Annotated in this window: 17 protein-coding genes; 10 read left to right on the top strand and 7 right to left on the bottom strand. The window is 61.7% G+C overall.

Going from position 1 to position 23499, the window contains the following annotated elements; all coding sequences use genetic code 11:
• Nucleotides 1-176 precede the first annotated feature (176 nt).
• From LQF09_RS08350 to LQF09_RS08315, 8 genes are all read left to right on the top strand, one after another.
• Nucleotides 177-2306, top strand: coding sequence for a TonB-dependent siderophore receptor (locus tag LQF09_RS08350; protein WP_270069654.1), 2130 nt, complete (start codon nt 177-179; stop codon nt 2304-2306).
• Between the two features lie 25 nt (nt 2307-2331).
• The gene (locus LQF09_RS08345) at nt 2332-2973 is read left to right on the top strand and encodes a PepSY-associated TM helix domain-containing protein (protein WP_270069653.1); all 642 of its coding nucleotides are present in this window, start codon (nt 2332-2334) and stop codon (nt 2971-2973) included.
• A 486-nt stretch (nt 2974-3459) separates the two neighbouring features.
• Nucleotides 3460-4455, top strand: coding sequence for a PFGI-1 class ICE element type IV pilus protein PilL2 (gene pilL2 / locus LQF09_RS19685; RefSeq protein ID WP_443081777.1), 996 nt, complete (start codon nt 3460-3462; stop codon nt 4453-4455).
• Nucleotides 4452-5204, top strand: a complete 753-nt coding sequence (locus LQF09_RS08335; protein WP_270069652.1) for a TIGR03759 family integrating conjugative element protein — start codon at nt 4452-4454, stop codon at nt 5202-5204. Before pilL2 ends, LQF09_RS08335 begins: the two co-directional genes overlap by 4 nt.
• Nucleotides 5186-5767 (top strand): transglycosylase SLT domain-containing protein, encoded by a 582-nt coding sequence (locus tag LQF09_RS08330; protein WP_270069651.1) that lies wholly within the window; start codon nt 5186-5188, stop codon nt 5765-5767. The genes LQF09_RS08335 and LQF09_RS08330 overlap by 19 nt, the downstream gene beginning before the upstream one ends.
• 35 nt (nt 5768-5802) lie before the next feature.
• Nucleotides 5803-6312, top strand: a complete 510-nt coding sequence (locus LQF09_RS08325; protein WP_270069866.1) for an integrating conjugative element protein — start codon at nt 5803-5805, stop codon at nt 6310-6312.
• 13 nt (nt 6313-6325) lie between these two features.
• Complete coding sequence (gene traD, locus LQF09_RS08320; protein WP_270069650.1) at nt 6326-8494, top strand: type IV conjugative transfer system coupling protein TraD; 2169 nt, start codon at nt 6326-6328, stop codon at nt 8492-8494.
• A complete protein-coding gene (locus LQF09_RS08315) occupies nt 8491-9240 on the top strand; it encodes a TIGR03747 family integrating conjugative element membrane protein (RefSeq protein WP_270069649.1) in 750 nt (249 codons plus the stop codon). The genes traD and LQF09_RS08315 overlap by 4 nt, the downstream gene beginning before the upstream one ends.
• 308 nt (nt 9241-9548) lie before the next feature.
• Here the strand turns inward: LQF09_RS08315 and LQF09_RS08310 are convergent, their stop codons facing one another.
• Together LQF09_RS08310 and LQF09_RS08305 are read right to left on the bottom strand one after the other, a co-directional pair.
• Nucleotides 9549-10610, bottom strand: a complete 1062-nt coding sequence (locus LQF09_RS08310) for a histidine kinase (protein ID WP_270069648.1) — start codon at nt 10608-10610, stop codon at nt 9549-9551.
• A 17-nt stretch (nt 10611-10627) separates the two neighbouring features.
• The gene (locus LQF09_RS08305; protein WP_270069647.1) at nt 10628-12868 is read right to left on the bottom strand and encodes a sensor histidine kinase; all 2241 of its coding nucleotides are present in this window, start codon (nt 12866-12868) and stop codon (nt 10628-10630) included.
• 85 nt (nt 12869-12953) lie between these two features.
• Between LQF09_RS08305 and LQF09_RS08300 the strand changes: the two genes are divergently transcribed.
• A complete protein-coding gene (locus tag LQF09_RS08300; RefSeq protein ID WP_270069646.1) occupies nt 12954-13127 on the top strand; it encodes a hypothetical protein in 174 nt (57 codons plus the stop codon).
• Between the two features lie 45 nt (nt 13128-13172).
• Here the strand turns inward: LQF09_RS08300 and LQF09_RS08295 are convergent, their stop codons facing one another.
• Nucleotides 13173-15044, bottom strand: coding sequence for a hypothetical protein (locus tag LQF09_RS08295; protein WP_270069645.1), 1872 nt, complete (start codon nt 15042-15044; stop codon nt 13173-13175).
• Between LQF09_RS08295 and LQF09_RS08290 the strand changes: the two genes are divergently transcribed.
• Complete coding sequence (locus LQF09_RS08290) at nt 14997-16034, top strand: IS5 family transposase (protein WP_270068863.1); 1038 nt, start codon at nt 14997-14999, stop codon at nt 16032-16034. The genes LQF09_RS08295 and LQF09_RS08290 overlap by 48 nt on opposite strands.
• Nucleotides 16035-16242: 208 nt before the next feature.
• Here LQF09_RS08290 and LQF09_RS08285 read toward each other — a convergent pair whose 3' ends face one another.
• The 4 genes from LQF09_RS08285 to LQF09_RS08270 are packed head-to-tail and all read right to left on the bottom strand — an operon-like array spanning nt 16243 to nt 23405.
• Nucleotides 16243-18312, bottom strand: a complete 2070-nt coding sequence (locus LQF09_RS08285) for an AIPR family protein (RefSeq protein WP_270069644.1) — start codon at nt 18310-18312, stop codon at nt 16243-16245.
• The gene (locus LQF09_RS08280) at nt 18312-19277 is read right to left on the bottom strand and encodes a PD-(D/E)XK motif protein (RefSeq protein WP_270069643.1); all 966 of its coding nucleotides are present in this window, start codon (nt 19275-19277) and stop codon (nt 18312-18314) included. The genes LQF09_RS08285 and LQF09_RS08280 overlap by 1 nt, the downstream gene beginning before the upstream one ends.
• Nucleotides 19270-21930 (bottom strand): Z1 domain-containing protein, encoded by a 2661-nt coding sequence (locus LQF09_RS08275; protein WP_270069642.1) that lies wholly within the window; start codon nt 21928-21930, stop codon nt 19270-19272. Before LQF09_RS08275 ends, LQF09_RS08280 begins: the two co-directional genes overlap by 8 nt.
• The gene (locus tag LQF09_RS08270; RefSeq protein WP_270069865.1) at nt 21927-23405 is read right to left on the bottom strand and encodes an ATP-binding protein; all 1479 of its coding nucleotides are present in this window, start codon (nt 23403-23405) and stop codon (nt 21927-21929) included. Before LQF09_RS08270 ends, LQF09_RS08275 begins: the two co-directional genes overlap by 4 nt.
• Nucleotides 23406-23499 lie beyond the last annotated feature (94 nt).

Below are 23499 nucleotides of genomic sequence, written 5' to 3'. Positions count from 1 at the left end.
GTCGTGCGAGTGCCCGGAATGAGCGCGGCGAGCAAATCAAGGCATATTTAATGCGATAACTTCTCATTCGTATCTAACAGGGTGTTGCATTGCGCCGCACCCATTCATTTCGTCCACCAAGCCAGCCAGCACCCGCAGCCAGCCAAGCAAAACAGAAAATCCGGAGGTTCGACTGCATGAAGCACATAACATTGACACGAAAGACCGTCCTTTGCCTGGCGCTCGCCGCCGCCTGGCAGGCTCAGGCGGCTGACGACACCGCCACCGCAACGGGAGGCGAGCGCACCCTTGACACCGTCGAGGTCTTCGCCACCGAGGCGAACAGCTGGCGTGCCGGCAGCATCGGCGTGGGCGCCTTCCGCGACACACCGGCGAAGGAAGTGCCGATGACCGTAAACGTCATCGATCGCGATCTCCTCGACGCGCAGCAGGCCAACAGCCTGTACGAGGCGATGAAGAACACCGCCGGCGTCACCCGAGCCCAACTCGGCGCCACTGCCTACGACAACCTGTCGATCCGCGGGCTGCTGGTCGACAACCGCTCCAGCTACCGCCTGAACGGCGGCCTGCCGATCGTGAACCTCATCGACCTGCCGCTCGAGAACAAGGAGCGCGTCGAGGTGCTGAAGGGCGTGGGCGGCCTTTACTATGGCTTCGTGCCGCCCTCGGGCATCATCAACCTCATCACTAAGCGCGCCGGCAGTACGCCCGTCACGGCACTTCAGCTTTCCACCGACGACAACGGCAGCTTCGTTGCCGGCGTGGACGTGGGCAGGCGTTTCGGTAACGAGGGGCAGTTCGGCGCACGGGTGAACCTCGTCGGCGGCAAGTTGCAAAGCGCAGTCGACGGCGCCGACGGCGACCGCTACCTCTTCGCTGGCGCCTTCGACTGGAAGGTCACCGATCGCTGGCTGCTGAAGCTCGACGTCGAGGACATCGCGAAGGATGTCGTCGAGCAGTCGAGCATCCTCGCGCTGCCCGCGGTGAATGGCAAGATCACCCTGCCGCGGATCCCCGACCCGCGCAACCGCATCGCACCCGACTGGGCGAACTACGACGCCAAGGGGCAGAACGTGCAGCTGCGCAACGACTTCGCGCTGACCGACAACTGGGTGTGGACGGTGGAAGCGGGGCGTTCCGAGCTCGAACGCGACCGCAACTTCTCGCGGATGAGGAACTACGACGTGACGACCGGCGAGGGCATACTGGACATCTTCCGGACCAGAAACCAGAAGTTCATCAACCGCAACGTGCGGACCGAACTCGCCGGCCGCTTCGAGACCGGGCCGGTGACGCACGACTTCACCTTCGGTCATTCCCGCAACACCCTCAGCACGTCGCTCGGCAACACCCACACGGTCAGCGTTGCACAGAATCTCTACAATCCGCGCGACATCGCCGAGATTCCGGTGGCCCATGGCCAGGACGCGCGCTCCTCCCACACCCGTGACCGCGGCTGGTATGTCTTCGACCGCGCTGCGCTGGGCGACTGGCTGCTGATCGCGGGCGCGCGCGCGAGCAAGTTTGAGTTCGAGCATGCGACGGACAAGAGCCAGGACTACACCAAGCGCAAGATCAGCCCGACCGTCGCCGCGGTGTGGAAGCTCACCCCCGCCACCAACCTCTACGCCGGCTACCTGGAGGGCATGGAGGACGGCGGCATTGCGCGGCCCACCGCCGTCAATGCCGGCACTTCCCTCGAGCCGCTGGTGACGCGCCAATGGGAGGGCGGCGTCAAGACCGAATGGCGCGGCGTGCAGGCCAACGCGGCGCTGTTCCAGATAGAGAGGCCGATGAACGGCGAGGTGGACGGCATTTACCAGCGCCTCGGCGAGGCTCGCCTGCGCGGCGTCGAGCTGTCGGCCGGCGGCCAGATTTCGCCGCGCTGGGGCATCTTCTCGTCCATGCAGTGGATCGATGCCGAGTTCACCAAGGCCGAGAACGACCAGCGCATTGTCGGCAATCGCCCGGCCAACACGCCCGGGGTCACGGCGAGCCTCTTCGTCGAGCATCGCCTGGCGGCGATCCCGGGTCTGGCGCTGTCAGCCGGCGCCTACTACACCGGCAAGCGCGAGGTCGATGCGTTTAACCGGGCCGAGGTCGACGGCTTTACCCGCTACGACCTCGGCGCCCGCTACCGCACCAAGATCGTCGGCAACCAACTCGACCTGGCGGCAACCGTGGAGAACGTGACCGACAAGCGCTATTGGGCGGCCGCCGGCGACAGCAAGGTGGACTCGAACGCCCCGCTGCTCGCGGTCGGCATGCCGCGCACGCTGCGCGTGTCGGCGAAGATAAGCTTCTAAGCCGGGCCCGGGCGGGAATATCTCCGTGATCCACCTGCATCGCCGCCCGCCCACGAGCCGGGGGAATTCACAGAAGTGGCTGCGCCGCATCCATGCATGGTGCGGCCTGGCGCTCGCCGCCATGATGCTGCTCTTCGCGGTGACGGGCTTCCTGCTCAATCACCGGGCGGTGATGAAGATCCCGGCGCTCGATCGCACCGAGATCACGCACCTGCTGCCGGTCGAGCCGACGACGCCCGACCCGGCGGCGCTTGCCGCCGGGCTCGCCCCCGCGCTCGGTGTGTCGCCGGAAGCATTCAAGGCACGCATCGAGCCGGCGCGCACAGTCCTTTGGGCCGACGGAGAACTGCGCCAGCCCGAGCGCTGGCTGCTGCGCGCCGACACGCCATCCGAGACGGTGCAGGTGGAACACTGGGTGGGGAGCCGTCAGGCCGAGGTGAAGCGCACCAAGCCCAACCTGTGGCTCTACCTCGCACGGCTTCACATGGCGATCGGCACCGGTCCGACGTGGATTTTGCTGTCCAACGCAGCCGCACTCTCGCTCGGCTTCCTCGCCATCTCCGGCTTCTGGCTTTGGGGCCGGCTGCACGGCTCGCGCCGCCGACTCGTCGTGCTTGCTGGCGGCGGGCTGACGGCGGCCGTGATCCTCGCCTGGCTCGCCGGCTGAATCTGCGTTCCCGCATGCTGGATGGTCGTGGCGAGCCCTGCTTGGGCAGTCGCGTTCATGCCGAGGCTGGGCTATCTCGGGCTGCGGCTTGTCCGCTCCTGTCCTGACCTCAGAGCGGCTGCGCAAGCCCGGCGTGGGAAAGTGAGGGTCGGTGCCGGCAGGTCGGCTTGCGCAACATTCATTTCGGGGCCTGCTCAATGTTCACTCACGTTGCGGCCTGCGTGCTCGCCAAGTCCCTGAAGGACCCTCTACACTGAAGGCTTCAACCGCTTTGTTACCTCCACGATTGCTCCAGTTACTACCGGCCGGAGCGAAAGTTGTCGGGCAGGATTCGCACCCGCTGCGAAACAGCGCCTTGGCACGGCGCACGACAAAGTAAAATTACCAGCCCCCCAACAAACCGGCACAGCGGCGATTCACATTGTTTGCTGATGCGGCCTCCCCGGATGGCGATGGTATCGGCTCGACATCGCCGAGAGCCGATCCATGCAATCCGCCCTACCGTCCCGTTGGATGGCGCGCAGTGGCCTGTTGCTGGCCACCACCCTGGCGGCAGGCTGCGCGAGCGCACCGCCGTCGTCGCCTCCTGTCGCCCCAGCGCAAGCCGTCGAATCGGTGGCGCCACCACCGGATTACGTCCCGGTGGTGCGCTACGGCCGCTATACCCTGGTCGAGCTCGCACCGACCGCTGCCCAGCAGGACCTGCTGCTGCAGGTGGTCGACGTGGCCGTGCCGCACACCCTGCACGCCAGCGTTGGCGATGCCGTGCGACACGTCCTGCAGCGTTCCGGCTACCGCTTGTGCGACGCGCACGATGCCGATGCGCTGCTGACCTTGCCGCTGCCTGCGGCCCACTACCGGCTCGGTCCGGTCGTGCTGCACGATGCACTGCTCACCTTGGCCGGCCCGGCCTGGAATCTGCAGGTCGATCATGGCACACGCCGGGTCTGCTTCACCCGAGCACCTGGCGCACAGGTGGCCGTACTCGAAGGCCGTCTGGCCGACCTTGCCGAGCAGGTCGAACTGGTTCGGCGGCAACCCGCCGCCGTGGCACAGGCACGCTACGACACCGAGCACCGGGCCGTGACCCAGCGTCTGGCCGACATCGAACTGGCGCTGGGTGAGCGCTTGGTCGCCGGCGATCTGCGGCCTCTGCAGGATCGCCTGGCTCACTTGGAAGCGCGGCAGGCACAGCGCCCGATATCCCAAACCGCGCCGCGTCCCCCCGCCCCGGAGACACCCAGGCCGAAACCGGCCGGGCCGTCTTTCCAGGTGCTCGGTGTCGAGTTGCGCGCCGACGAGCGCTTCCTGTCGATCCGGCCTCATGGCGCGAGCGCGCTGTCCCAGGTCCGCCTGCTGCGTGTCGGCGAGGAAGAAGACGGGTGGCGGCTCGAAACCATCGAAGACGGAAGCGCCACGTTCCATCGGGCCGGCGAGCGGCTTCGCATCGCCTTCCCGGCGCATCAGGGCGGCTCACGATGAAGCGCCTCCACCTGGTTCCGATCCTCGCGGTACTCCTGTCGGCGCTTGCCCTCCCCCAGGCCGCCGCGACCGCACAGGACACCGGAGGCAGCACAGCCTCTGTGATCGTGCCCAGCCGCGAACGGCCGGTGACCACGATCCGCAGCGAGGAGCAGCAGGCACGCGACTGGGGCCTGCAGGCCGACGAATGGGCGCGCTACCGCGAACTGATGCAAGGCCCCCTGGGCATCTATTCGCCCAACCTCGACCCACTGACCGCGCTTGGCATCGAAGCGCGTTCCGACGAGGAGCGTCGCCGCTATGCGGAATTGCAGGTGCAGGTGGAAGCCCGCCGCGTCGAAAAGATGCTCGCCTACCAGCGCGCCTACGACGCAGCTTGGCAGCGGCTGGCACCCGGCATGCAGCGGGTCAGCCTGCCCGGTATCAGCCCGGCCGCATCGTCCGCCAGCCTCGCACAAAGCACTGGCCGCACCGCGGTCTTCGTCAAGGATGGCTGCGCTGCCTGCGACCAGGCGGTGCAGCGGCTGCAGGCGTCCGGCGCCGAGTTCGACGTCTACGTCGTGGGCAGCCGTGCAGACGATGCGCACATCCGCGACTGGGCGCAGCGTGCGCGGATCGACCCGGCCAGGGTGCGCGCCCGGCAGATCACCCTCAACCACGACGACGGGCATTGGCTGTCCCTCGGCCTGCAGGGCGAGTTGCCCGCCGTCGTGCGCCAGGTCGGCGGGCAATGGCAGCGGCTGCCCTGACCCGTTGCCACGCCATGCTTCTGCTGCTGGGAAGCGTACTGGCCGGCTTCGTGCAGGCGCAGGAGGTTCCGCCACCGGCCTACCAGATCGCGGCGCAGCGCGCGGGCATCCCCTCGACCGTGCTCTATGCCGTAGCGTTGCAGGAGAGCGGCACCCGCTTCAACGGTCGTCTCGCTCCCTGGCCCTGGACGCTGAACGTGGCCGGCGCCCCGCACCGCTTCGCCACCCGCGCGGAAGCCTGCACCGGACTGCACCAGGCCCTGCGCGAAGTCCTGCCCACCCGCATCGACGCCGGCCTGGGCCAGATCAACCTGGGCTACCAGCGCCATCGCTACGAGCAACCCTGCGAACTGCTCGATCCCTACCGAAATCTCGAGCTCGCCGCCGAGATCCTGCGCGAGCAGCACGCACCGGACCAGGACTGGCTGGTCACGATCGGTCGGTACCACCGGCCCGCCGGTGGCGCACCCGCCGCGCGCTACCGCCACAGCGTCGGCCGGCACCTGGCCCGTGTGCTCGGCGAACCGGTGCCGGACCACACCCCCTGGAGGACCTTGCCATGAAACGCGATCGCTTCCGCGCGGCTGTGCCGTGGGTAATGGGACTGCTGTCGCTCGCCGCGACGCCGGCCGCCCTCGCGCAGTCGCCGCCGTTGATCGTCGTCGAGGATCGCGGAGGCGCATCCGCGTTGCCGTACTACCAGGCGCTCGACCTCCAGCCGCGTGCCGGGGACGCGCCACCGCCACGCATCGAAGTACCCCGGATGCCAGATTACCCCTTCGATGAAGCGGCCATGCTGCCGGTACGCTCGGCCAGCCTGTCGCCGGGCGACGTGACTCGCCGGGTGATCCAGGCACCGGGACTCACCCCGCTGTTCCTGGTCGGCGACGATGACCGCTCGCGCGCCTGGCTGCGCCAACGGGCACAGGCCTTGCGCGATCTGGGCGCCGTGGGTCTGGTGGTACAGGTCGAATCGCCGCAGGCCCTGGCCGCGCTGCGGGCCCTGGCACCCGGCCTGACCCTGGCGCCCGTCTCGGGCGACGAACTGGCCCAGCGCCTGGGACTGCGTCACTACCCGGTACTGGTCACCGCCACCGGCATCGAGTAGTGAGGCCTGCGCCATGGCCCAGCCGCATGCCGTCGAAGTCCTGCTGCGGCCAGCGGTGGAGCTATACACCGTTGCCGTCTGCGCGGGCGCCGCGGTGGTGTGCGTGGTGGCACCGTGGTCGCTCGCGCTGAATCCGCTGATGGGTCTCGGCAGTGCGCTGGCGTTCCTGGCGTTCGGTGCGATCCGCCTGCACGATGCCTGGGCCATCCTGCGCTACCGCCGCAACATCCGCCGTCTGCCACGCTACGTGATGACCAGCCGCGACGTGCCGGTGAGCCAGCACCGCCTGTTCATCGGACGCGGCTTCCGCTGGGAGCAACGGCACACGCACCGGCTGGTGCAGACGTACAAACCCGAGTTCCGCCGCTACACCGAGCCGACGGCGTTCTATCGGATGGCGCGCCGGCTGGAAGCGCGGCTGGAGTTCGCGCCGCCACCGCTGTCGAAGCTGGCGCGCGTGCTGGCTTGGGACAGCCCGCTCAACCCGGCCCGGCCCCTGCCGCCGGTGGGCGGCCTGCCGCGCCTGCACGGCATCGAGCCGCACGAGGTCGACGTCACGCTGCCGCTGGGCGAGCGCGTCGGCCACACCCTGGTGTTGGGCACCACGCGGGTCGGCAAAACCCGCCTGGCCGAGCTGTTCATCACCCAGGACATCCGCCGCAAGGTGGGCGGCGAGCACGAGGTCGTGATCGTGTTCGACCCCAAGGGCGATGCCGACCTGCTCAAGCGCATGTACGTCGAGGCCCGCCGCGCCGGGCGCGAGGGCGAGTTCTACGTCTTCCACCTCGGCTGGCCCGACATCAGCGCCCGCTACAACGCCGTTGGCCGCTTCGGGCGCATCTCCGAGGTGGCCACCCGCATCGCCGGCCAGCTCTCCGGCGAGGGCAACAGTGCGGCGTTTCGCGAGTTCGCCTGGCGCTTCGTCAACATCATTGCCCGCGCCCTGGTCGAGCTGGGGCAGCGCCCGGACTACCTGCTGATCCAGCGGCACGTGGTGAACATCGACGGCCTGTTCATCGAGTACGCCCAGCAATTCTTCGCGAAAACCGAGCCCAAGGCCTGGGAGATCATCGTCCAACTCGAAGGCCGCCTGAACGACAAGACCATCCCGCGCCACATGGTCGGGCGCGAGAAGCGCGTGGTGGCGCTCGAGCAGTACCTGTCGCAGGCGCGCACCTACGATCCGGTGCTCGACGGCCTGCGGTCTGCGGTCCGTTACGACCGAACCTACTTCGACAAGATCGTGGCTTCGCTGCTGCCGCTGCTGGAGAAGCTCACCACGGGCAAGATCGCCCAGCTGCTGGCACCGAACTACTCGGACCTGACCGACCCGCGGCCGATCTTCGACTGGATGCAGATCATCCGCAAGCGCGCGGTGGTCTACGTGGGCCTGGATGCGCTGTCCGACGCCGAGGTGGCGGCCGCGGTGGGCAACAGCATGTTCAGCGACCTGGTGTCGGTCGCCGGTCACATCTACAAGCACGGCATCGACGACGGCCTGCCGGGCGCGGCCGCCGATACCAAGGTGCCGATCAACGTCCACGCGGACGAGTTCAACGAGCTGATGGGCGACGAGTTCGTCCCCCTCATCAACAAGGGCGGCGGCGCCGGCATGCAGGTCACGGCCTACACGCAGACGCTCTCGGACATCGAGGCGCGCATCGGCAACCGTGCCAAGGCCGGCCAGGTCATCGGCAACTTCAACAACCTGTTCATGCTGCGCGTGCGCGAGACCGCCACCGCCGAGCTGCTGACGCGGCAACTGCCGAAGGTCGAGGTCTATACGACCACCCTGGTGAGCGGCGCCACGGACAGTTCCGACATCCACGGCCCAACCGACTTCACCAGCAACGCGCAGGATCGCATCAGCACGTCGAGCGTACCCCTGATCGAGCCCGCGCACGTGGTCGGCCTGCCCAAGGGCCAGTGCTTCGCCCTCATCGAGGGCGGCAACCTGTGGAAGGTCCGAATGCCGCTGCCGGCGCCCGATCCGGACGAGGTCATGCCCAGGGATCTCCAGCACCTCGCCGGCTACATGCGCCAGCACTACGCCGAGGCCGGCGAGTGGTGGGATGGTCCGACGCTGCCCGCCCTGCAGGATGACGACACGCTGCCCGAGGACCTGATCAGGGAAACGCAGCCGGCAACATCCGACACGCAGGACGATGAGGCGCGGCCGTGAAGGACCCGGCTGTCACCATCCAGCAACAACGGGCACGCCAGCATGGACTGATCATCGGTCTCATCACCCTGCCCTGGCGCCTGTTCGGCGTGCTGGTCGCCTCGCTGCTGTTGTCCATCGTCATCGAGTGCGTCGGGATGCACCTGTTCTGGCCCGACCAGGGATGGCGCCACGCCCAAGGCATGCTCGATTACGAGCTCGAGCAGATCTCCACCCACTTCACGCGCAGCACCGTGGTGCAGGAACCCGGCCGCACGGCGCGCTGGGTGGTGGAAGGCGCCTACGAGTGGATCTTCGTGAAGACCGGCCTGCTCGAATGGATGCGCGACGCCTCAGCCCAGGCCAGCGCGCCCAGCCGCAGCAGCAGTCGCGACTTCCGCTACTACCTCAGCCAAGTCTACGTCTGGACCGAAAGCTACCTGATCGCCGCCGCCTTCACCACGCTGACCTTCCTCGTCCGCCTGCTGGTCCTGGTGCTGACGCTGCCGCTGTTCCTGCTCGCGGCCTTCGTCGGCGTGGTCGACGGGCTGGTGCGGCGCGACATCCGCAAGTTCGGCGCTGGGCGGGAATCGGGCTTCGTGTATCACCGGGCCAAGGCCGCGCTGATGCCGCTGGTGGTGCTGCCGTGGGTGATTTACCTGGCGTTGCCGGTGTCCGTGCACCCGCTGTTGGTCCTGCTGCCGGGGGCGATGCTGCTTGGACTGGCAGTGAACATCGCGGTGGGGAGCTTCAAGAAGTACCTTTGAAAAATCCAGTCGGCCATTGGCGGTTTTCTCCAGCAAGACCACACGTTACTTCTCAGTCAGAGTTCTGATCAGGTTTGGATGGCGACCGCCCACGCCATCATCAACAGGTCTAGCAAACCCACATGGCTAAACGGATGGATAGCGATTGACATTGGCCTTTACCGTCGCCTCTACCCTCAGACGCGCACATCCTTTGCTGGCGCGCGAGATGGGGTGTTGTGTGGGGCATCGAGTCTTCGACTTCATAGTCACTGGTCCTACCCTTGAGATCGCAGAAAAGTAACCTGCCGGTGCGGGAGTCTGCCAACTCAATCACTTGAATAGTCCGGGGTTCCTATCCGGCTGAAATAGGCACCAAATCGCTCGACCAACGAAGGAATAAACAACGGGGACAGCGAGGCGAAACGGAGGCCCGTGAGCTCATTGAAGGCCTGTTCGGCGGTGATGGCCTTTAAGTTATGGAACTGGACCATCCATGGACCTCTGGCTTGCCCGGCAGCGTCCCGCATTGGATGCAGGAAATGCTGTTTCGGCATTCCATCATGTTGTATCAGTTTCTTCATCTTATCCTTCGACTTACCGCTGTCAGTAGCCTCCAACTCTTTCCAACTGTTGGAGATGTCCTCGCAAAACGCCAACAGGATCGTTGCAACCTTTCCCTGGTTCGCCAAGTCGCAGCGTGGGGTAACCACAACCCATGATCCGCCTTCGTATTGAACAAGGTCACCGGTATCGAGTCGAGCCTTCAACGGGGGAACGAAATAAGCCTCTTCCGGGTGCGTTGCATCGCCACCAGCGTTAAGCATGGAGTCATGCACATGCGCAACAACATGACGAGCAACAACTTCGGTTAGATCCGCGCCGTGCACTGTTGAACTGGTCCAGTGACTCCAGCGGGGCCAGATCGAACGGAAGAATACCCTGGCCGTCTCTCTGTTGAACGCACTCTTAGCACCTCTCAGTCGCAGGAAGACATCCTTGTTCTCTCCCAGCCAAGTGAAGACCTGCTCCATACCGTCGGCCTTGTCCATGACCCTGACCTGAGGGCAGTCGTAGCTAGCCGTATCGGCATCAGCCTGCTGCCCTGTATAGACCACCACACCAAGAGGCTGGACTTCAAGAATGTGGCGAACCAGATCATTGCCCTGACTGTTGATCTCGGCAACACCTGGTTCAACCTGCAATCGGAGATCCACGACAGCGGCATCAAGTCGATGCAGATCAAGTTGCCGCTTAGCATCCGTGACGTTCTGGGAAGTCGTCATCTGGATACGGAAGCCCTTGTTCTCCTCGTCCGCATTGTGGGCGGCAATCGCATCCTTCCATTCGAGTATCTTTGAATCCTCGTCCTCCACGACGAGGATCTTCAATTCCGGGACTGGTGATATCATTTCTGCGGCGCCCTCTGCATCTCAATCGCGAAAGTTGTCTCATCCGCCTCGGCATCAAAGGCAACGTCCCCCTTGCTCGCCCGCATCGCCTCCCTGGCTATGGCGAGCCCGATCCCGGAACCCTCGGTCTTGAGAGAAAAGCCTGGGCTGAACATCCGCGCATGGAACCGTTCGTCGATCAAAGGCCCATTATTCGAGATCGAAATTCGAACGTACTTCTTTGACTGGCTGACGGAAAAGACGAGCCTTCTCGGTTTCGTCGGGCTCGTCCCAAGCCAATGGACGGCATTGTCGATGACATTGAGAACCGCAGCCATAAGATCAGACTCATAGCCAACGACGAGCGTGACCTCATTAGGCAGGTCATAGGTCACATCGATAGCCGTGTCGGCAATCGCATCACTAAAGAGCGTTAAGCATCGGCGCAACACCTCTTGGACATTGAATGCCTTGGGACGCCCACGCCTCTTCCCCGAAATGGGATCAAGCGACTTGAACAACTTGCTCAGATGTCCGGCCGACTGGCTGATTGAACCGGCGTCCTTTCCGAACGTGCTCCGAAAGTGCCTTCCGAAGGCGCTCTGCTCTTCAAGCCGCGGGGCTCCGTCGGCGAGTCTCTTGGACCGTGTAGAAATGTCAGAGAGGAATCGACGTCCATCATGCAGAACCTGGGCCACAACCAGACCGAGCGCTGATCTGGACGCCAAAGCCTGCTGATAGGTCTCAAGCTCGTCGATCGATGTTTTCAGTGCTGCACTGTCCTGCCTGATCGCGCGTTCGACCTTCTCCCGATACTTGAGCGGCAGATCCGCCACTACCCTGCTCGTCGCTCGCAGATTGGCCTTGCTTCTGACCTCACCGGTATCAACGGTCGTCTTTCTGCTGAGACCAGCACTCTGCCGGAAGTCCTGTCGCATCGACTCAACGTGAGCAAGTACGTCGGCTATCAGGCGCTTGAGCCGGACGAACGAGCCATTGTGTTCAAGACCTTCCCGGCTGCTCCGTTCGACTAGACCCGAGGCATTCTCATCGGGAATCTCTACCACACCCCAGACCTGATTCAGGCCCAACTTTCGTGAAGGATTCTGGACCCTCATGCGCTCCAGTTCGAGCCAATCGGTTTCCGCATCGCCATAGGGACGGATTCGAAAACCTCCTCGATAGATTCCTATCCCGATATTCTCATCAAGCACTCTTCTGGCATCAAGGCGGCCAATGGCCCCCAGACCCAGCTTCTGGAATAACTCCACAATCGCATCGCCTTCTCGATCGTAAATGTTCAATCGCAGGCTGGCCTTGCCGCAAGGCTCCTCTTCCGCTGTCAGCTCCGATGCAGGAATCTCGATGGACTGTGGCTTGGCGTCTCCACGCTGGTTTATAAAGGTCCCCTTGAAGCGCCCGTTCGCATCGAACGCCCCCTTCACCATGTAGTGGAAAACACGATCGATACTGAGGGGCCGGATCTCGGTGGGGTCCCGCGAGCCGGCGTCCTCACTCTCGATGAGATCAAGTGCGCCGGAGACCAGCCGCGGCCCATCGAAACCGTGTACGTCTTGCGTGAATCCAGACAAGTCGAGATATATCCGGAAGTCTCCCTCCTTGGTCGCGATGGGTGACACCATGCGACGCAGCTCGCGAACCAGAGCTTCCAGTTGCTTCTTCGTCCAATGGTCTCTCAGTGCTCTAATCTGAAGCGCAACCCCAGGTACTTCATCACGCTCGCCAGGCTTGGTAGCCAAGTCGATCTCCACCTCGTCGAGGTACTTGGATTGCTCAAAGTGCCTCCAGTCGATCTGGATTTCACTGACTTCAAGCCTGCGCCCTGATACCTTGCGTGCCGCCCGGAGGTGGAGCAACCGCCCGAGCCTGGCCGTCGCGAAACGGCCAACACCCTTGGCGCCGAGCATGATGCGACCGCCGGGGCTGAGACGTCGTTCCACCTTGTCGCTGGTCGCAGGCTCAAACCACTTGTCGACAAGATCTGCGGCCGACATACCGTGACCAGCGTCAGTCACCGTGATAAGGCCCGCATCACCCTCCCACCGCCCATCCTCAGGCGGAACGATCGCGATATGCACGGAGGGTGAGTCAGCATCAAAAGCGTTCTTGACTAGCTCGATGAGAGCTGCCTCAGGACCGCTGATGAGCTGGTCCCCAATGGTCCTGACTATCCTTGCCCGAGGTCTCAACCGCGGCATAGACGCTCCTATTTCTCTGTTCTGATACCTTCCTATCAAGGATGCTCTGCTGATAGGCCTAGTTGTGAAGCACAATACGTAATGTCGATCAAGTTTTAATCCGAAGGCAGGTGTAGCGCGTCCGATGTTTCTCCAGACCGGTGGCAGCCGGAAATCCGATTTCATTGACGAACTGTCGAAGGCGGCGCTGGCGTTGCTGCCGTGGCTGACCTACCTAGAGTTGCTGGTGCCCCAACCCCGTTGCTTAGCCCGCAGGGGGCTTGCGATGACCACGAATATCACGGCAGCGATGTTCTAAGAAGCATCCGTGCTTGGCGGAGATTCTATTCAATTTCCATATCATTCAGCAGCCTGCCTGGAACGTCGAGAAAGTCAGACCACCCACAGTCCACTTCGCTCGACTTTCAGGTTGATGTTCATAAGCAGACTGCAAATCGGGAATCTCAACGATCCGCTCGACAAGTTCAATCAATCCACGTTCAGCGGACTCCCGTGACGCGATTTCTGTCGCCAGCAGCAGTTGAGGCCAATTTGCATAAAGCGCCTTCCGCAGCAAGGCAATATCCTTCAACTGATGAGCATAATGCCTTGCGATAACCATTCGATAAATCTGAAGATCTGGAATGGTAGCGCGAAGCCGCAGAGCGCCTCGGAATCCTTCCTGCCCAACACTATAGAGCCAACTGTCGACGGTTTGCAGCCATCCATCGACCTGTTCCACAAGACGACCGCCGCGGGTTCGCTCCGTATGAAGATTGAATCCATAAAGATCCTGATGCTTCAATTGGCATAACAGGATGATTCCAGTAGTTCTCTCAATCACGACAAGATCGATGTCTGTCAGCATTTTCCCGTCGGACTTAACTTTTAAATTCTCAATAAAATCAAGCCCATTGAAGGACGCCCCCAGAATTCGTTTGACAGCCTTCTGCAGAGACACTTCTCTCGAGCACTGATTTCGGTCGTAATCCTTCTGAAAACGGAGCCTTAATGCCTCAAGCATATACCTCACAGGCTCGCTTCGCGCCCCCGAAAGACACCGAATGAACCCCTGCTCAGAGCATTGTACAATCAGAGGCGTCGGGGAGCCGGGCGCAGACACAAGCTCCAAGCTGTGCCTACCGCAGGAAAGAACATCAAACACAGTTCTCGCCTCATCCACTCCTAATTCTTCGAAGTCATCATAAGCGCTGCCAAAGTAGTTTACTGCCTCCCTTAGATCTGCAATAAACGGCTCAACGTCTGAGGTAATGGTGAGCACGTTCTCCAGCCTTATCGATCCATCCTTATTGACCAGCGCTTCCGCAAATCTCTCGTGCCTCATGGAATTCGACAGCAAGAAGGTGAGAGCGAGGACATAGTGCTGGTAACGCACACCTCCGAACCTCAGGGCATAGTGAAAGCTGTCGAAACCTTCCTGCAATTGGATACTGTGGTAGGCCAGACCGAAGAAGTAGTCGTCGAGCAGTGGATCGGCGTCATATCCAATGAAATGAGTTCCCCATGGTCGAACTAGGGCAGATAGCTTCTCCCCCACTTCCCTCTCCAACTTCCGAATCGGCTCCACCTGCATGAGACGCTCGAATCGCTTCTTGGATTCAGATGTAAACCCCTCAAGGACATCCTGCTCATGGCCGGAGCTGTTGACGAGTTTTTCTGGCAGCATCACGTTGAACTCGCCTTGCTCGCCTTCAGAAATTTCGCCCACGCCCATGGCAACGTACTGAGCGATACGGCGACCGTGTTGAATCATTCCCAGAGCTGAGGCCAGCTCCAGAACGGCCTTCGACAGTTCGGGCCGCCTTGGAAAAGAGACCACCGGGACATCGAACGATGGACGACTGCTGAGCGCGAGATGGATCAGTCGAACCACCCCAAGCTGGAGAATGTAGTAGTGCTCTTGCTGTTCGAAGGTTGGTTCTTGAGTTCTTGTGATGTTGTAGTAGTACCAGTCGAGCTCACTCAGCGCGCACCTGAGTTGGATGCCAAGACGGTCGCCAGCCAGCCGAGGAACCAGCTTGGCCTCTTCTTTGTTGAGTGATTCGAAAAAGTTACTGACCGCTGAGCCCATAGGCAAATGTTTCGCTTTATGGGCGCCTCGAAAAACCTCGGCACCTCTGTGATTGGTAAAATTGGATTGTCCTGATTTCGTTCTCTGCCGCCAGCCATGAAGAAACGCACCGCCATCAAGACCGACCTGTTCGCCGACGAGCATCACCGCAAGAAGATCGACACGCTCGGAGATCCACTGGCCGAAATCGAGTCGTACATCGACTTCGGGGCGTTGGCGGCGGAAGTGGATCGGGTGGCGCCGCGTCCGGTGAGTCCGCAAGGCGGTCGTCCGCCGTATCCGACCGAGACGATGGTACGCATTCTGGTGTTGAAGCGGCTGTACAACCTGTCGGATGAACAGATGGAGTATCAGTTGCTTGACCGGATGAGCTACAAGCGCTTCTGCGGGTTGGCCAGCGCGATCAATATTCCGGATCGAACGACGATGTGGACGTTCGAGAATCGCATCGGTGAAGCCGGCGCGAAGGTCCTGTTCGACGGCGTGTCGGCCCAACTGCTCAAGCGCGGTTTCATCGCCCGCGGTGGTCAGATCATCGACGCCACGCTGGTGCCCGCGCCCAAGCAACGCAACAGCCGTGAAGAGAACAAGCTCGTCAAGGAAGGGGCGATGCCGGCCGACTGGAAACCGGCCAAACGGCGCCAGAAAGACACCGATGCCACCTGGACCAAGAAGCACGGCAAGAGTCACTTCGGCTACAAGCTCTCGATCAACGTCGACAAGAAGTACAAGGTCATCCGCAAGATCGAGACGGGTACGGCCAGCATCCACGACAGCCAGCACTTCGAGAGCGTGTTCTACACCCTGAACACGAGCCGAGACGTCTATGCGGACCGGGGCTACACGTCCAAGGGGCGTGAAGACTGGTTGAAGGACAAGGGTTACCGGAACCAGATTCAGAGAAAGGGTACGCGCAACAAGCCGCTGTCTGAGTGTCAGCAAGGGCGTAACCATCGCATCGCCAAGACGCGCGCCCGTGTCGAGCACGTGTTCGCGGCCATCGATCAGATGGGCGGCAAGCTGATCCGCACGATCGGCCAGGCGCGGGCGAACTTTGCGATGACGATGATGGCCACCTGCTACAACCTGAAGCGGCTGGTGTACTTCCAGAAGGCCGGAATCGAGGCTTTTTGACGCCCGAAATGGGCCGAATCGCCGGTTTCCAGGGCGATTCGAAGAGAAAACGGGGCGACACCGCAGAGAAAAGCGGTGATTTGCCGGAGAAATTGAACCGAGTTCGGTCGCTGTCATTGTTTGGCGGCGGGATTCAACGAAAACCCCGCGTTATTCGAGGTGCCCTTATGTTCGAGCTGGCAGAAGGCATCCCGCTCGCGTTGAGAACCTAGCCATCAACCACAACCCCTTCCACACGCCCCTTTTCAAGGGCGTCGAGAAGAATCGCGCACTGCTTCTCGGTGGGAATTTTCGCAGGTATCTGCATGGCCACCCTGAGCACGCCGTCCTCCTTCGGCGTGAGCAGATCCTTCTCAAGCAGCGACTGATGAATGCGAGCCCATTCCGCAGCGGGAACAGCCAGCACTTTTCGCTGCGCCTCGATGCCGTTGTCGATCCTCTGCGTCTGCTTCGCAGTCTTCACGATCGCTGCCTGATCATCCTGCGGAACAAGTCGATCGTAGAACTCGGGCGGGAGGAGATTGGCAATGGCGTCGGTACGAGCCTGTATCCTCGTCCAGCACGCCTCCTTCTTGCACCACTCGGAAATGTTGGAAATGCCTTGCGGTGGTCTGATGATGTCGTCGTTCACGACCCCCGACACAACAGCGATGGCACTTTCGAGCACTGGGTCGACCTTCTGCGCATTCCAGATGCCCAGAAAGTCGATGCTCTCCTTCCTGAGCTTCGTAATGTCACCGAGTACCGCCAGCGTGTAGGCCACGATGTTTGCTCGGTACCCGCCGTTGTACCAGGGCTGTGCAGAAACGATGCGCTCCGTGGCGCGGAAGATCAACCCGCGCGCGACAGCCCTCTTGAAATAGAACTCATTGAACGCGTCGGATGATTTCTCCCACTCGCTGCCGATTCGGGCGGCGTAGCGCGCAAAGTTCTTCTGGGAGCCAAGATTCACCCACCTGGGGTGGTCATCCCAGACATTCTCGAACTTCGCAAGATCCGTCTTCGTGAACATCTGTGGCTTGGGATGCTCCGCCTTGAAGCGACGCTGTTCCGCAGGTGTGAGCTTCGACTGTGCATCGGCATACTGGCCGCGTGCGCGCTCATAGAACCACCGCGTCTCGCGCGGGGCGCCCTTCTGCGCCGGCGCCCAGATCCGCCGGGAAAACCCTTCCATCCGCACATGGAACGGGTGGTTCGAGAAGAAGTCTGCGGCATTCACCCGATTCTGGGTGTTCGCGTACTCCGATATCCTTGGAACGACCGTTTCGCTCTGTTGGCTGTCGATGACGGACAGCTTCAACTGGACGAATATCTGGGAAAGATCTGCCTTGTCCCGCTTCCGTGTATGGAACAGCGATGCTGTGGTCTGGCCCCCATTGACGATCTGAAGGTCGACAACCCTTGTGATCGCCAGACCGAAATCCGTCGTCGCGGTCTCGACACTCTGTGCAGTAGCCGTGATCCCGTTGTTGTAGGCAAAGAACATCCCAGGTTCGTTCAGGATCGTCGCCCTTATTCCCTGGTTCACATTGCCGCGCGCCTGCAGGAACGTACGGACGTTCTGCTCAAGCAAACGCGCTCCGAATCTTTCGTACAGGGTCGCCAGCACCTCGGCAGGCATGACCATCAGATAGGATTGATAGGCATCGGTCCCCAGGTGTGCGGGAAGGCAGGCGATGCCCGTGCCGAACATCTGCTCGAAGTCGAGGTCGAGTGGCTCCTTGTGGCTGCGGGAGCTTCGCTGACGATGAAGTCGTGAGATGTCCCAGATGTGGTGAGCAGCCGGAACACCTGCCACTTCCGCATCGGGAAGAGCCTGGAATTTGTCGCTGAGCGTGCGCTCGGAGAAGAGAACCAGGTTGACCTGCCGAATGGCATCCTTGCGATCGGCAATCTGCCTGGCAAGGCCGTACTCCGGCGATGTGACCTCCAGTTCGCCGGCCAGGCCCTTGTTGGCACTGGCCTCGAAGAAGTTAGCAACACGCTTGAATGCCGCGGCCACTTCCGTTCTCGTGAGCGATGCCAGCTCGTTTCGGGAGTCGAAGTCCGCGATGAAGAGGTCCAGAACTCCTTCGTCATTAAACCAGTAGCCGTCCACGCGCATACCACGCTGCGCCCGGAAATGGCAGAGTTCGAACCCTTCCGTGAAGCCTGTCTCGACAAGGTCGTTCGCGATGGCCTCCATGAATTCGGAGAGCTGGAAGCTGCCATTGGCCTCGGCGCCCGCCAGAAGTTCCTGTCGGAAGTCGTGGAAGAATTCTTCGCCGGTCTGTTCCATCAATCCTCCCCGAAGATGGCTGCTTCGTCACACTCGTACGGAGCAATCGTTTCCAGCCTGATGTCGTAGGCCACGTTGGCAATCCCTGGCGGCAGTTGCGACCGCATCAGACGCGGAAATCCGTCACCAACACGATAGCTGCGCACGTCGCTGACGACAAAGCGAGGCTCATCGTAGTCAGGGAGCGGCGCATAGCCGTGCGCAACCAGCTTCCGGTCAAAGGCCTCGACGGCGTCCGCCTCGCCGAGCCGTGCCTGGACTGCAGTGACGATCTCGTTGAGCGATCGAGCTCCTGCCGCGTCGACCAGACTGCTCAGCCGGTACACGCGCAGGAACAGCGCATCGTTCAGGGATTCGAGCTGGTCTTCCGATGAAATGCGGACGCTGCTCCGCTCTGCGCCAGAGAGCGATTTGACCTCGACGGCTGTGTTGCCAAAGATGAAATCCTGATGTGATCGTTCCGGACCGAGCCAGGCTTCGACGGCGTCACTGCTCAACATCTGCCGATCGATCAGTTCCGTCAGAAAGACGATTTCGGCGAAGAGACCGCGGACTTCCTCGATGGACAGGTGCTGACTCCGGCCTGACAGGAAGGTCTTCCAACGGCGGATGTGTGCCAGAGAGACTGCGAGAGAACTCGCCGAGTCGGTGGCGTGCTCCAGCGAGGATGCAAGGGTGCGGCACAGTCCTTCGAAGAGATCGCGGTCGACCTGCCTTTCTAGGGTGAGGACCAAGTGCTGCCGCCCCTGATCTCCGGCACGAAGATCGACATCGATGCCGTTCACCGTGACCGCATTCTTCCGGTACTCGGCTGCGTGGTCGCCCTGAAGCTCCACGATGAACAGGCAGGCGCCACCGGCATCACGCCCCCAGAAACAGGGCACGGCCGTTCCCGCCGCAACCTGGCGGACATTGAAGTCCGCTCCCGGAACGGCGATGTCATCCCACGGAGAGGACTCAGGCATCGTAGTCATCCTCCTCGTCAGGATCGTCGGCGTAACCCTGCATCTGCTGGAGCCAGACCTTGTTCACGACGACATTGATGGTCGTCGAATAGTCCCCGTAGGGAAAACTGACGCCGAAGGCGGCGATCGGTCCTGTCACGGCCTCGCCCTTGGGCTCCAGGCTGTGAATCATGAGGAGCGGCTTGTTCCGGACCATACGGTAATGTGTGTCGGATACCGCTCCTGAGCCATCTTCGCCGCCAGCCAGCGTCCTGGCCTCATTGCGTTGTGCGTCGCTGAGCCCGAGCTTCTCGTCGCCACGCGAGGCAACCCTGTCCTTGTTCAGGCGCCACGAAGTGCCGTTCGGCTGATCCTTCCCGACGACGCGCACCTGATTCCTCAGGGTGAACGGGGTTTCACCGCCTGAGCCACCCGAAGGGGAAATCAGCAGAACATCGGCCAGCGGGCGCTTCGTCGCAATCCGTTCGAGATAGCTCGCCACGTCCGACTTCTGTCCGGCAAAGGTCGAATGGCATTCGAACCGGGTGAGGAAGTCGTCGATCACCTCGATGGGCACGTCCCTGAAGATGACGCCCTTTTCGGTGGACTCCTCCGGTCGTCCGCCGAATCCACTCCGCCAGTGATCGGCGATCAGCGCAAGGTTCCTGGCATTCACGTCGGGGTCGGTGGAGACAATGTAGCTCTCCCGCAGTCGCCCACTGAAACTCTGCTCGACCGTGACCTCCTGGCCCGATCGCATCTTGTTCGCCGCCGTGATCAGCAGGCTGTCCGGATGCGAGCGGACGTACAGGCCAAAATCCTTCGGGCTGAGGCGATCGCGCCGCATGCGCTTGACCTGCTGTACAAGCTCTTCGGCGGCATCGGCGATGTGGGAGTACCAGTTGATCGAGTCGCGCGAGAGATGGACGCGGCAGAGGTCCTCGAAGCCCGGCCGGTAACCGAACCAGCGGCCCATCTGCATGAGGGTGTCGTACATCTTCGTGTTGCGGTACATATAGCTGACGGTCAACCCCTCGATGGTCAGGCCTCGGGAGAGGCTCAGACCACCGACCGCGACCGCGGTCAACCCGACTCCTTCCTTCGCGTAGCGGGCGTAGTCGAGCACTTCGTCACTCTTGCTGTTGATGACATAGAGGTGGAGATGCTCGAAGACACCGCTGAGGGCAGTCTTCACTTCCGCCCAGGTAAACCCAGCATCGGCATACTCGGCATCGAAGGCATGCTTCAGGCCCTGCATGTACGCGTTTCTTGAGGAAACCTCTTCCGGCATCGCGTAGTTGGCGAGAACCGCTTCCCTGATCTTCTTCTCCCTGAGACTCAGGAAGTCACGCACGGCCTTCTGAACGGGTACGAAGCGCGACACATTGACCATCATTGAGCAATGCTTGCCGGTCTGCCCACGCAGGTTCCGGATGGCGCGGGCGACGATGAATTCGTCGAGTGCGCGATAGAGGCTGGGGGGCAACTCGTGGACGGGATCGTCACGCTTGTGGGCGTACGGGATGAGATCCTCGCAATCGTCGATCGGCCTCACGATCGATTGACTGGTCGCCTCGTCGAGGAACACCTTCTCGGCACCGAAGTACGTCGTTGGCGCGTCCAGGCAATAGATGAAGTCGCGCGGGAACAGCTCCTCACGCACATCATCGCCATAGGCGTCGGGGTTGATGAAGATGTTGGCGAACGGTGTCGCCGTGTAGCCGACATAGCACGATTTCGCGAACAGCCCGAGGATGCGCCGGATCATCGCATTCGTTCGGGTCGGATCCAGATCCTCCTTGTTCGTGTTGATCGACGCGTTGTCGGCCTCGTCGTCAATCAGCAGCATCGGCACGTCGGAAATCCGGCCATCGCCCTCGGCGTTCAGCTCCTTCAGCCACTTGTAAAGAGCCGTGAGCGTCGTGACGTTCTTCTTGATGACCAGAATGATCGGCTTGCTGAAGTCGTTGATCTTCCAGCCGCTCTTTTCCGCCGTGTTCTTGTTGAAGTCCTCGTTGATGTTGGTGAGGGTGGCCGGATGCGGATAGCCCGGCGCGAGGCCGACACCGATGTTGCGACGATCCTCGGGATCGCTGGATCGGCCGATGAAAGCCTCATCGATGCGCTGCTGCGTCTGCTTTCGCAGATTGTTGTGAATGCCGGCGACGACGATGATGAACTTGTAGCCAGCGTCGGCGGCGCGTGCTATCAGGCCGGTGTAGTTGGCCGTCTTGCCCGACTGCACATGACCGATGACAAGTCCGCGACGGTTCCAAGTTGTGCCCTCGCTCAACGGGTCCTGCAGGTGGCCGAGAATGCGGGTCGTCACATCGCTCAGCGACTGGACCATCTGCGGTGGCCAACCTTCCTTGAGAAGAAAGTTTCCATAGGATTCCGCATAGGTCCAGGCGACATCCTCACGCTTGTGGACCCACTGATCATCATGCTTCGCAGTGACATCCACCAACGAAACACCGGCGCCCATGCGCGTGTCGACCGAGATCATCGCCTCGGTGACGATATTGCGGAGATCACCCGTATAGCCGAAGATCGCGGCGATCTGTCTCGCCTTCTCCTCCACCTGCTCGCGCGTCGGCGTCTCGGCCATGTTGGCAAGACCCGAGATGAGCGCGTTGGCGATGTTCCGTTCTTCCGTGATGACTGTGAGGCTCATGCAAAGGTCTCGCTGATGAATTTTTCGGCCAGTTCGATCTGGCCATCGAAAAGGTGCGTCGAGCGCACGATCTGGAGAAAGGCATTCGGGTCGCCCGGCCCGTCGCCGTAGAGCACCTTCCTGAGACTCTTCAGGCGCTCCAGAGTCTGACTTTCATCCACCCCCCTCTGGTTGATCTCGCGCGGATGGGTCGAGTAATCGGAATAGATCATCTCCACCGGCAGGGCGGCGGCAATCGAATCCAGCAGGACACGAAGCAGATCCGCATTCTCGGGCGAAAGTCTTGTGCCCAGGGATGCGATGAGCGGGTGCTGCTCGTTGATTGCGAAACGGATGCCGCCGTGATCGGCGTAGCGCTCCCAGAACGGGGCCTGGCTTTCCTGAAAAAGCCTCTGCCCGCGTCCCCGATGCACCGTCACGCTGCGGGCAGTGATCCTGTTGATGATCTGACGCAGGCGCTCCCGCACCGCATGCGGCGGGCGGGCACGCGATTTCTTGATGTCGATGGTCCAGGCTTCGTCCAGACTGTTGGGAAAGTCGATCTGTACCCGCGCCAACTTGGTGGCCTCACCCTTCGGCACGAGTCTGAACCAGTCGCCCCAGGCCATCAGACGGCCGTTTCGATAGATGTAGCCCCCCTGATTGGAGATGAAGTCGCTGCGATCCTGGTAGTAGTCGTACTCGGACGCGGACAGCCGACTGTGGTGAGGAAGCACGTAGGGCTGCAGACGCACCTCGGCATCACCAATGCGGACGATCTCCTCCGGAAGCACCTGAGTTGCAGGATTTTTCCTGCAGAAGGGATCGAAAGCGGCAATGGGACGGCCATTGATGGTGAGCGAAATTCTGGAATGCCCCTTGACCTCGCCCGAAAGGAATCGATGAAAAACGAGGGAAAGGTGCCGACCCACCGCCTCAAGCTTCTCGTTCACGATTTCCTGCCGACGATCGCCTGCCTCGTCCTCCATCAACCGGTCGAGTTCTCGCCAGATGACGGCAGTCCCGCGCTTGTCAAGGCGCTCGACATAAGGCAATGCCGCGATATCGCTCCCATCAAGAACGCTCAGAATCCAGTCGTCTGCAACATCGATGCGATCCAGGCTCCATTCGGCACCGGAGATGGAAGCACCCGTCGTAGTCACCACAGTCAGGGACCGGCATTGAGAGAACGACGCCGTCTTGAGCCCGAGACCAAAGCGCCCGAGATCCTTTGGTGAGCGTACCTGCCTAGGGTTGCCAGTTCCATGACGCATTGCAGCCAGCAGCTCGCGTTCCGTCATTCCCTGGCCGTTGTCGAGAATGACGACAAGAGGTTGCTCACCGGAGACATCGCAAACGATGTCGATCCTGTCTGCGCAGGCAGAAATGCTGTTGTCGATCAGATCCGCGATGGCCGTTTCGAGCGAGTATCCCAGATCCCTCATCGACGCCGAAAGGCAGGCCGCACTTGGTGGGTGTCTGTGTTCCCGTGCCATCAAGATACCCCTCGTGATTTCTCGCGAATCAGCTGCATGCTAAGCTTCCAGAAGCCCTCTCGCGGATCGCGTCCCCTCGACTGGATTGGCTGAG

The organism is Thauera sp. WB-2 (assembly GCF_027594845.1).
Taxonomy (GTDB): Bacteria; Pseudomonadota; Gammaproteobacteria; order Burkholderiales; family Rhodocyclaceae; genus Thauera; species Thauera mechernichensis.
This window is presented reverse-complemented; position numbering and strand designations above follow the sequence as displayed.

Bases quoted from the DNA above. Each gene is read 5' to 3' on its own strand.
- LQF09_RS08290 (WP_270068863.1), top strand. From the start codon at position 14,997: ATGAAGAAACGCACCGCCATCAAGACCGACCTGTTCGCCGACGAGCAT.
- LQF09_RS08300 (WP_270069646.1), top strand. From the start codon at position 12,954: ATGTTTCTCCAGACCGGTGGCAGCCGGAAATCCGATTTCATTGACGAA.
- LQF09_RS08270 (WP_270069865.1), bottom strand. From the start codon at position 23,405: ATGGCACGGGAACACAGACACCCACCAAGTGCGGCCTGCCTTTCGGCG.
- LQF09_RS08335 (WP_270069652.1), top strand. From the start codon at position 4,452: ATGAAGCGCCTCCACCTGGTTCCGATCCTCGCGGTACTCCTGTCGGCG.
- LQF09_RS08350 (WP_270069654.1), top strand. From the start codon at position 177: ATGAAGCACATAACATTGACACGAAAGACCGTCCTTTGCCTGGCGCTC.
- LQF09_RS08295 (WP_270069645.1), bottom strand. From the start codon at position 15,044: ATGCTCGTCGGCGAACAGGTCGGTCTTGATGGCGGTGCGTTTCTTCAT.
- LQF09_RS08285 (WP_270069644.1), bottom strand. From the start codon at position 18,312: ATGGAACAGACCGGCGAAGAATTCTTCCACGACTTCCGACAGGAACTT.
- LQF09_RS08330 (WP_270069651.1), top strand. From the start codon at position 5,186: ATGGCAGCGGCTGCCCTGACCCGTTGCCACGCCATGCTTCTGCTGCTG.
- pilL2 (WP_443081777.1), top strand. From the start codon at position 3,460: ATGCAATCCGCCCTACCGTCCCGTTGGATGGCGCGCAGTGGCCTGTTG.
- LQF09_RS08280 (WP_270069643.1), bottom strand. From the start codon at position 19,277: ATGCCTGAGTCCTCTCCGTGGGATGACATCGCCGTTCCGGGAGCGGAC.
- LQF09_RS08275 (WP_270069642.1), bottom strand. From the start codon at position 21,930: ATGAGCCTCACAGTCATCACGGAAGAACGGAACATCGCCAACGCGCTC.
- traD (WP_270069650.1), top strand. From the start codon at position 6,326: ATGGCCCAGCCGCATGCCGTCGAAGTCCTGCTGCGGCCAGCGGTGGAG.
- LQF09_RS08325 (WP_270069866.1), top strand. From the start codon at position 5,803: ATGGGACTGCTGTCGCTCGCCGCGACGCCGGCCGCCCTCGCGCAGTCG.